Raw genomic sequence first — 10,637 nt, forward strand, 5'->3', positions numbered from 1 at the left:
GCGCGATTTGACCCGCACTTAACATTAAAAAAGCCGCTAAATAATATTTAGCGGCTTTTTTGTATTTTTGTTAGCGAGTTATAACTGCCAATTCACTGAGACAGTGAAGTTACGTGGTGCACCATAGTAGCCTTGCTCCCAATACAGGCTGTGGATGTATTTTTCATTGGTTACATTATTAATATTGAACGACAAACCGACATTATCCGTAATATCGTAAGTAGTCATAAGGTTTAAGATACCGAATGCATCTTGTTTGGTAACTGGAGTAACACCCAGTGCTGTAATTGGCTGAATGCGTTTAGTGTCATCTTGCCAGCGGTAATTTAAGCCAAATGTTAGCCCTTCAATCTCAGTCACTTTATGAGTGATGGCAAGTTTATACTGGTTTTTAGGGGTGTAATTCTTAACAAGCTCATCACCATCAATATTGATGGTGCTATAACTAAAACTAGTACTGAGGGTTTCAGTAATTTTACCGCTAAGCTCCACTTCAAAACCATCACTGTTAATACCATCAGCACCATAGTAACGGGTGTCATCAGGTTTTGAGCCTGGAATTGCAACCGCAAGGCCAACTTGCTTAGCATCAAAATAAGCAAGGGTAACAAACAGGTTACTGTCTAATAACTGTGCTTTTACGCCTATTTCACTGCTTTTACCTGTGATTGGATCGAGGTAATCACCATTGATCTCACGCTCAGTTTGCGGCACAAATGTTTCTGTGTAGCTGGCATACGCTGCTAGATCGTCGTTAATATCGTACACAGTGCCAAAATAAGGAATGGTTTTATCCGCTTTTTTATCTTTGGCAACACCATACGACATACCTTTAGATTGCCAGTTAACTTGGCTAACACCGGCTAAAAAGCTGAGTGAGTCGGTAGCACGAATACGCGTAGAAATATAAGCAGAACGTTGTCTGTTAGTAACATCACCACCGGTCAAACCATCCGTAAGCGTTGCCACTGGCGCTGCGCCATCCCAGCCACCAAGCTCTGGCATTGGAGGATAACCATTGCCTGTCGTGTTGTCATAAAGTGACTTATCATAATTATCCATATCAGCCTGGTTTACACCAAATGATAAATCATGCGCCATGCCGAATAAATCGAACTTACCCGCAACGTATAAATCAAAAATGTCGTGCTTGTCTTTATGGTCATACTCACTTGCATAACCCGTTAAGCCAAGGCCGGTTTCACGATCGGGAGTACCAAAAACGTAAAATAGCTCAGAATCTTGCTCATTTACTAAATGCGCGTAATTTGCTTTTAAAAACCAAGTATTAGTAATGTTTTGTTCAACTGAGACGAAAAGTTGCTCAGTAGAGTTATTCCAATATGACCAATCTGACGCTGTACTTGTCGATACATCAAAATTTGTTGCACTACCATCGCTATAATAAAGCGGTAATGCTCCCCAAAGCGGGCTGTCGGCATCTTTTTGTTGATTGACATAGTTTACCGATAAAGTCGTACTGTTGGTAAGCTGGCCTTCATAGGCAAGGTAATAAATGGTTTTTTCTTGTTCGTAGCGATCTAGGTATGAATCTGTTTTTTGTTTTGTAAACGCAACACGTACGGCCTGATTTTCAGTTAACGCCGTTGAGGCGTCGAGTTCCAAGCGTTTGTTACTCCATGAACCAAACGATGCAGAAGCGCTTACTTTTGTTTGATAAGTTGGCTTTTTAAGTACCATGTTAACGGTAGCTGACGGGTTACCTGCACCAGTCATCAAACCATTTGCGCCGCGAACAACTTCTACGCTTTCAAAAATAGAGGTATCAAGTGTACCTTGAATCGAGCCGTTATCTTGCGGGGTACCCATGCCATTTACTTGGAAGTTAGTAATTTCAAAACCACGGGCTTTAAAATATGTGCGATCTGTTTCTATTTGTTCAACAGTTACGCCTGGCGTGCTTTCTAGTACGGCATTAATATCATCGAGAGAGAAGTCGTCCATTAAGGCGCGCGATATAACAGAGATCGACTGCGGTGTTTCTTTAATTGTTAAGCCCAATTTGGTTGCTGACTGCGCATCTTCCGTAATGTAATTTTTATGGTGTTGTCCATACACAGCTATTTTTTCAAGGGATTCATGATTGTTATTTTCTTCGGTTGCGTGAACAACACCACTTATAGCTAGCGAAGTAAAAGCTGCTAATTTAGATAAACGTAAAAACTGCGGGGCAGACATGTGACATCCCATAAATTAAAAAGAAGTACGCAATTTAATCTAAATGCCAACGATTTGCAATTGCATTGTTGTGTTTTATTCGATAAAGAGTTTGATTTTGGAGTAATAAAAAAGCGGCCAAAGCCGCTTAAGGAAGTAATATAATTTTAGTTTTAGCTTAGAACGCGTATTTAACTGAGAACTGCAGGCGATCTAAATCACCATCAACGCCACTTTCTGTTTCGCGTTCTGCATGCTTTAACTCAGCACCAAACGTTAAACGTTTAACTGGTGAGTATAAAATATTAGCGCTATAGCTTTGGCTAGATTCAGTTGGGTCACCGGTAATCGTAAGCAAATCAGTGTTATTGTCTGCTGAGAAGAACGAGTAAAGGAATGTTGAGCGCCATTGGTTATTCCAATTGTGCTGGTAAGCAATAAACCCTGATGTAGAGTCAATTGCATCTAGCTCATCACCATTAAGCACTGCACCATGCGCAACATTTAAGCCAACGTAACGACCTAAGCCTTTACCTTGGGTAAGCATAAATTTAACGTTGTCTTGGCCAACTTTAAACATACCTGATGCACTAATGCCAATTGATGTTTCATCAGCGTCAAGGCCGCCCACTTTATAAGTAAGTTGACGAGCAAGCGCTGCAACCACTAAGTTACCCCAATCAGCAGTATGTGTGTAACGTGCTGTGAAATCCGGTAATGATGCATCATCGGTTACAGCCATACCATTTGAAGTTGTAATTGTACTTTCAGGGTTTTCTAGCGAGAAAGACCATGCGCCAGTTGTGTATTTAACTTGTGCTTGGCGAACAAATACCGTGCCTTCAGCTGGACCTACAAAATCAAGAGTTTCAGGCAGTGCACCAACATTTTGGAAGTTTGACCATGTTTGACCAAACAACCAGCCGTCGTAAGAAATAAATGCGTGGCGAATACGTGGCGCGTATGAGTTAGATACGCGCTCATTACCGCCAGCAGCAGATGCTAAAAAGTCTATTTCGATTTTACTACTTATGGTTTTGCCGTTGTCTAGGAGTGTTGATGTGCCAAAATTAAAACGAGACTGACGTGCGTGCATATCAAATACAGCATCAGAGTTGTTGTCGGCACCGACTGTTAATGTACTTGGTACATAAAAGTCACGCCCTACATTTGTTCCTGCAGGCGCGCCAGCTGAATAATCACTCCACATTGCATCGAGTTTTATATAACCACCATAAGTAACATCAGTGCCACCAATGGTTGCGGCTTGTGCTGTAGCTGAGAGCGCGCACAATACGGCAGTGGCAGTAAGTGTTTTTAATACTGTTGATTTTGTTGTCATAGTCAAAGTCCTATTCGGGGCTGCTTGTTGCATCATGATACTTGTGTTGTGATACCACTTTTGATTAAGTATGCTTTTTACTCAATTACCTATTGGTCTATTAGACTAAGGTGGCAAGCTTGCTACCCTAGTTTAAACATATCATTAACATTTTGTATTAATAGCGTAAAATGATGAAATTTTAAAACAATTAGAGCGTTCAGTGAAATAAATCAAAGATAATACAACTAAGGTCTAATACTTTCGCCCGCTATGCTGGGTGATCCTTAAGATAGGCCTTAGGCAAGTAATTAAAATGGAGACGACTATGTCACAAAGTATCTATCCAGTTCCTGCACATATCAAGAATGCAGCCTTAGTTGATAACGATAAATATAATACACTTTACAAGCAATCTATTGATGATCCAGAAGGTTTTTGGGCAGAGCACGGTAAACGTCTCGATTGGTCAACACCTTTTACTAAAGTAAAAAATACCTCTTTTGATAAAGGCCATATCAGTATTAAATGGTATGAAGATGGCGAACTTAATGCTTCGTATAACTGTATTGACCGCCATCTGGCAACTAAAGCAGATAAAACGGCATTGATCTGGGAAGGCGACGATCCATCGCAAAGTGAACATATTTCTTATCAACAGCTGCATGACGAAGTGGCAAAATTTGCCAATGGTTTGAAAAAACTCGGTGTTAAAAAAGGCGATCGTATTGCTATTTACATGCCTATGTCACCGCAAGCTGTTTATGCAATGCAAGCATGTGCGCGTTTAGGTGCAATTCACTCGGTAGTCTTTGGTGGTTTCTCACCATCAGCAATTGCTGATCGTATTAAAGATTCTGGTGCTAAAATTGTTATTACTTCTGATGAAGGGCGTCGTGCAGGCAATACAGTGCCGCTTAAAGCAAATGTTGATGAAGCCGTTGCACAACAGTCGGTCACTACCATCGAACACGTTGTTGTACATCAGTTAACGGGTGGCGAGGTACAATGGCATGAACATGATGTATGGTGGCATGATTTAGTTGCTGATCAAGCCCCAGACTGTGCACCAGAGCCGATGAATGCAGAAGATCCACTCTTTATTCTTTACACTTCAGGTTCAACAGGTCAGCCTAAAGGGGTGGTTCATACGACTGGTGGTTATTTAGTATATGCATCGATGACTCACGAATATGTGTTTGATCTAAAAGAAGATGATATCTTTTGGTGTAGCGCCGATGTGGGCTGGATCACAGGTCACAGTTATATTGCTTACGGCCCATTAGTTAATGGTTGTACGCAAGTCTTATTTGAAGGTGTACCCACTTACCCAACCGCAGGACGTATGGGTGAAGTAGTCGATAAGCATAATGTTACAATTTTATACACAGCGCCAACGGCAATTCGTGCACTGATGGCCAAAGGCGATGAACCAACAGCGACCTCAAACCGCGATAGCCTACGTATTTTGGGCTCGGTGGGTGAGCCAATCAACCCAGAAGCATGGACTTGGTATTACGAAAACATGGGTAAAGGTAACTGCCCAATTGTTGATACTTGGTGGCAAACTGAAACTGGTGGCATCATGATCACACCTTTACCAGGTGCAATTGATATGAAACCAGGTTCTGCAACCCGTCCATTCTTTGGTATTGCGCCAGCATTATTTGATGCTGAAGGTAATGCTCTGGAAGGCGCAGTTGATGGTAACTTAGTTATTCTTGATAGCTGGCCATCACAAGCTCGAACAGTTTATGGCGATCATGAACGTTTTGAACAAACTTACTTCTCTGCTTATCCGGGGGTGTACTTTACTGGAGACGGTTGTCGCCGTGATGAAGATGGTTACTACTGGATCACCGGCCGTGTTGATGATGTATTAAACGTATCAGGACATCGCTTAGGTACTGCCGAGATTGAGAGTGCACTGGTTGCTCACCCTGCGGTTGCCGAAGCTGCTGTAGTAGGTTACCCGCACGATATTAAAGGCCAAGGTATTTATGTTTACCTAACGCCAAACGAGGGTGTAACGGTCAGTGACGAATTAACCAAAGAGGTACGTAATTGGGTTCGTAAAGAGCTTAGCCCAATTGCATCGCCAGATATGATCCAATGGTCACCAGGTTTACCTAAAACCCGCTCAGGTAAGATCATGCGTCGTATTTTACGTAAGATCGCTGCAAATGAGCACGAGCAATTAGGTGATACCTCAACACTTGCAGACCCTGGTGTGGTTGATGAATTAATCGAGAACCGATTAAATCGTTAAATATGCGTTAAAAACTTGATTAGAAGTTGATTCTAAACGTAGTATATCGGCTGTCAGCTATTTGATAGATGGCAGCCGAATTCATTAGGAGTGAACCATGAGTCAGTTTTTAATAGCGGATGACCACCCGTTATTTCGCGAAGCACTAAAAGGGGCATTAACGGCAAAGTTTGATGGTTTAGAGGTTTTTGAATCTGAAAATTTTGAAACTACATTGCAAGTGCTTAGTGAACAAGAAGATTTAGATATCTTACTACTAGACCTACATATGCCCGGCAGTGGCGATTTATATGGCCTAATTCGCATTCGTGAAGATTATCCAAGCTTGCCAATTGCTGTTGTCTCTGGCAGTGAAGATATCAATATTGTTTCAAAAGTTATGAGCTACGGGGCGATGGGATTCATTCCTAAGTCATCATCATCAGATGATATTGCCGGAGCAATTAATCAAATACTCGATGGCGATGTATGGCTACCACCTGAGCTTAAAGACAAAGTAGCGAGCGTTACCAATGAAGATAAAGAAATCGCCGCTCAAGTAGCTTCCCTTACCCCACAGCAATATAAAGTGCTGCAGTACTTGCACGAAGGTTTGTTGAATAAACAGATCGCTTATGAACTACATATTTCAGAAGCAACGATCAAAGCGCACATCACCGCGATATTCCGTAAGCTTGGAGTGTATAACCGCACGCAAGCGGTGTTGATAGCTGCAAAATTACAACTCGAACCTATCGAGCAAACACATTAAGTACAGTATAAAAGTGTCAATAATAATAAAAATAAAGAGGCGTTGCGCCTCTTCATTCTACTCTATTTCTAGAGCCTAGCTAAATACGACGGTTCTATTACCATTAATAAATAGCTTATGTTCTGATGCTAATTGCAGTGCCTTACAAAACACTGTTTTCTCTACATCTTTGCCCATTTTAGCCATCATTTCGGCAGTGTTTGCGTGGTTTACATGGGTGACGTCTTGCATAATAATCGGCCCTTCATCGAGCTCATTATTAACAAAATGCGCTGTTGCACCAATGATCTTAACTCCTCGTTCAAATGCCTGATGATATGGTTTTGCACCGATAAAAGCAGGTAAAAATGAATGATGAATATTGATAATTTTACCATCAAAGCGGCCTACAAATTCAGGACTTAAAATCCGCATATATTTGGCAAGGCCAATGATATCGGGATTGTAGCTGGCAATTAAGTCACCCACTTGCAGGTCGTGTTCAGCGCGTGATAGCCCTTCATGGCTGACCACATGAAACGGCACATCAAAGCCCTTCGCCAATGGCGCTAAGTCAGGATAATTAGCAATCACAGCCAATACTTCAATATTCAGTGCTTGCTCAAATTGCTTTAGCAATACGCCCCCTAAGCAGTGGGCTTCTTTAGTCGCTAGTAACACCACTTTAGTTTTCTCGTCAGTGTGCAGTGCTAATTGCGCGCCATCGGGTAACAAAGCTTGTAATTGATTTAAAAAATCTGGATCTGGTTGGCCCGTTAGTTCAGTGCGCATAAAAAAGCGCTGAGCATCTTTATCTACAAATTCATTATTGCGGGTAATATTTAAATTATGCTGATGACAAAGTCCGGTGATTTTCGCTATTAAGCCGACATCATCGGCACATTGCGTGGTTAGTATCGTGTTCATTTTTCCTCATTCTAATCCCGTGAACAGTGGCTCCATTATTTGTTAATTTGTCACAATAGCAAGGGCTTTATTGAGAAATTCAGTATTACCTAAATTGCTATAAGTGGAAAATAAAAAAATATTTTAATTTTGTGAGAAATTATTATACAGATTTCGTTATGGGTTATTTATTGTTCATTATCTTATTATCGTCAGGTAGACAAAATATAACAACGAAAGGGATAATTTTATGAATCTAATTAAATCAATGCTTGCGGCATCTATTTCGCTGGCTTTATTGTCTGGCTGTGAATCTGATTTTGTTGATCACCCTGATGAGCCTATAAATACCGCACCAGTTATTAGCGTAAGCGATACAGCAGTAGTTGAAAAACAAGCTATTTCAATCAGTGCCACAGTGCAAGATGAAGGCCCCGTTAATTATCTTTGGAGCCAAAATGCAGGGTTGTCAGTTGCATTAGAGAACACCAATACAGGGACTGTTAGCTTTATTGCGCCAAGTGTTAGCGAAGATAAAAAAATATCTTTAAATTTAACTGTTACAGACAGTGAAGGTTTAACGAGTGAAAAAAATGTTGTAGTTGATATTCAACAGCAGCTGGTTAAATTATCACTGGAAGGCATAGCAACAGATTCCCCCTTAATTGACGCGGCTATAAAAGCCAAAATAGGATCGCAAGAGTTCACGACAACGACAAATAGCGATGGTTATTATAGCTTAGAGTTAGCACTTGACGATGATGCTGATATGAGTCAATTGGTGACAATTGAAGCACAAGGTAAAGAGCAACAACAAGCCGCTTTGTTGCAGTCACGATTAATGAGCTTTGCAAGCTTGAAAACGAAAGCGGGCGATGACGCTGTACTTACTAATGACGAAGACTTTTCGGTAAATATTACTAATCTAACCACAGCAAAGTCGGCGCTTTTGGCGCGAGAAAATTTATTCGTAGACATTAAAAGCGAGCAAGACTTGAAACGCTTGTCGAATGAGATTAGTGCTGATGAGCTCGTTAAGGTTGCTACGGCTATAAAAGTTATTTTGGACAAATCAACGAGCAATGAATTATTTGCTTTACCCGAGGGAGTAAATAATGTTTTAGAGCTGGCTTTAGATAATGAAAAAATGACTCAGTATATTAAAAAAGTGGAGCAAACGCCCGAGTTTAGCCAGGCCCAAGAAGAAATGCTAGCTGATGAGAAGGTGGTTCAGTCTACAAAGACTAATAACATTAAAACTTTTTACTATAATCGTGGCAATTTATCTATTAATCAAGTTATTGAATTAGATAACGACGGCACTGGTCGTTACCTTCTTCAAAATTATGATGGTCGCTTCGACTGGATATATCAAAACGATGTGTATACCTTAAATAATCCTGAAGGTTTTTATGCTTATCAGACTACTGCTGATATTGAAATTGATGGTGAAACAAAGCGGGTTCGCCAAGAGGTTACTACTTATAAAGCAGAGCTAAAGATAATTGCGGCAACTGAAAATGGTTTTTTAGTCAAAGAAACTGAGTATAAAAATGTAGAGTACCCAGATGGTGAGTTAGAAAATTATCAACTCACTAACGAGTCTATCCTTAAAGTATTCACTCAAAATGAGCAAGTTGATTTTACCTTCGCGCAAACTCAAAACCCTATTGCATTGCCTGCACCGTATATTTTCGTTGATCAAGTATCTCTTGGTGCGATTACGTTAATGTTAAATGACGATGGAACAGGTGCTGTTTCAGAGCTTGGAAATACGCCTATTACTTGGCGAATGATAGAAGATAATAACAAACAGTCATTACATATCACACTGAGTGATTACGATAATGAAACAATACTATTTAGGCAATTAACAAGTGATGGTGATATTACAACGTTTGCTGCATTTAGTGAATTTGACGGAATTAAAAATGCGAGTGTAGGTACTGGCAGCATTATCGACGAATCAGAGACATTCAATATTGCAACAATCCCTGGAATATATAGCTACAACTTTGATGGTAAGAGTTTAGATGAGTTTTGGTTTGAGCTTTGGCCTGATGGCAAAGCTATTTCGATGAGTGTGTACGACAGCAATGAGGATGGGCAATTATCAGTTGCTGAAAGTCGAATTTATGCTGGTAACTGGCATCTTGATGATGACATTCTTACAATAACGCGAAACCTAAATGGACGAGATGATTGTTACTACGTTGAGCAAGATCCTAATTGCTGGTTGTGGAATACTCGGCAATGGAAGCTAATTGAACAGATCGAAGATACTATTTATGTAAATAACATGCATCAATTTACCTATAGCCAAGGTGAGGAACCAAGAGAGAAAACGTTCGATAATCGCAAGTTTAATCGAGCAACTGAGCGGCCTATTTCGTCTCCACTACCTGATGAAATTTTACAACAGATAGGCTATCAGCCCCCTGTTTCTTTGACTGGCCTAATTAGCCCTAATAACTACTTGGGTAAGCGTTTGTATTTTACAGATCATGATTATAAAGTGGAAGGCGAGCTTGGTTATTTTCAATTTGATGACAATAACTCATTTCAATATTATCAAGATAACAACCTATCAACAGGGACTTACCAGATATTTTCTGATAATCAATTAATATTACGCGATGGTTCATCATTAATGTATGGGGCTAATTATAGTTTATTAATTGGCTCGAGTAATGTGGTAATTGCTACTTTTGAAGAGCATATTTGGCCGCATTTTACTAGCGAAAACGATGCCAAAGAATACATGAGTATTGTTGCCGACAATAAACCAGTAAGTAACGTCGAACATTTAATCGGGCGCGATATATATATGGTTGACCGAGATCGAGATGATCAGTGGGTGGTTAGTTATTTGAAGTTTGATGAAGATAAAATCACAATTTATAGCGATGAAAGTTTCACAACCATTAATACAGAGCTTGATTACAGTGTTGATGACACAGGCATGATTAGCTTCCCTGATGATCAAAATACAATGTACTTATCGTTAGTGACTGATGAGTTTAATATTATTATTACTAATGATGTAGGAAATAGCAGTAAAGATTTTAACTATTTCTTATTTGATCAGCAAAAAGCAAAAGATTTTGTTAACAACACAAATGCATTAAGAGAAAGCGCACAGCGTTAACTCCACTTACAATCTTTTAGTTTTAACAAAAAGAAAGCGCGATAATTTTTATCGCGCTTTTATTCGTTTTAGTGGCCTGCAAAAC

General features: G+C 40.0%; 6 protein-coding genes. 3 read left to right on the forward strand and 3 right to left on the reverse strand.

Annotated elements, in window-relative coordinates; all coding sequences use genetic code 11:
- Positions 1-78: 78 nt before the first annotated feature.
- Positions 79-2,199 (reverse strand): TonB-dependent siderophore receptor, encoded by a 2,121-nt coding sequence (locus tag H5182_RS05665; protein ID WP_182759679.1) that lies wholly within the window; start codon positions 2,197-2,199, stop codon positions 79-81.
- A gap of 157 nt (positions 2,200-2,356) precedes the next feature.
- Positions 2,357-3,520 carry a DcaP family trimeric outer membrane transporter gene (locus H5182_RS05670; RefSeq protein WP_145235291.1) on the reverse strand — a complete coding sequence of 388 codons (1,164 nt, stop codon included), beginning with the start codon at positions 3,518-3,520 and terminating at the stop codon, positions 2,357-2,359.
- A 307-nt stretch (positions 3,521-3,827) separates the two neighbouring features.
- On the opposite strand from H5182_RS05670, the gene acs reads away from it, so the two are divergent.
- Both acs and H5182_RS05680 read left to right on the forward strand, forming a co-directional pair.
- Positions 3,828-5,768, forward strand: a complete 1,941-nt coding sequence (gene acs / locus H5182_RS05675) for an acetate--CoA ligase (protein ID WP_182731527.1) — start codon at positions 3,828-3,830, stop codon at positions 5,766-5,768.
- A 97-nt stretch (positions 5,769-5,865) separates the two neighbouring features.
- Positions 5,866-6,519, forward strand: coding sequence for a response regulator transcription factor (locus H5182_RS05680; protein WP_145235295.1), 654 nt, complete (start codon positions 5,866-5,868; stop codon positions 6,517-6,519).
- Positions 6,520-6,594: 75 nt separating this feature from the next.
- Here H5182_RS05680 and purU read toward each other — a convergent pair whose 3' ends face one another.
- Positions 6,595-7,425, reverse strand: coding sequence for a formyltetrahydrofolate deformylase (purU, locus tag H5182_RS05685; protein ID WP_145235297.1), 831 nt, complete (start codon positions 7,423-7,425; stop codon positions 6,595-6,597).
- Between the two features lie 229 nt (positions 7,426-7,654).
- On the opposite strand from purU, the gene H5182_RS05690 reads away from it, so the two are divergent.
- On the forward strand, positions 7,655-10,552 hold the full coding sequence (locus H5182_RS05690) for a PKD domain-containing protein (protein ID WP_182759681.1): 2,898 nt from the start codon (positions 7,655-7,657) through the stop codon (positions 10,550-10,552).
- Positions 10,553-10,637: the final 85 nt, after the last annotated feature.

This window comes from Pseudoalteromonas sp. SG44-17, assembly GCF_014164235.1.
In the GTDB taxonomy this organism is placed as follows: Bacteria; Pseudomonadota; Gammaproteobacteria; order Enterobacterales; family Alteromonadaceae; genus Pseudoalteromonas; species Pseudoalteromonas rhizosphaerae.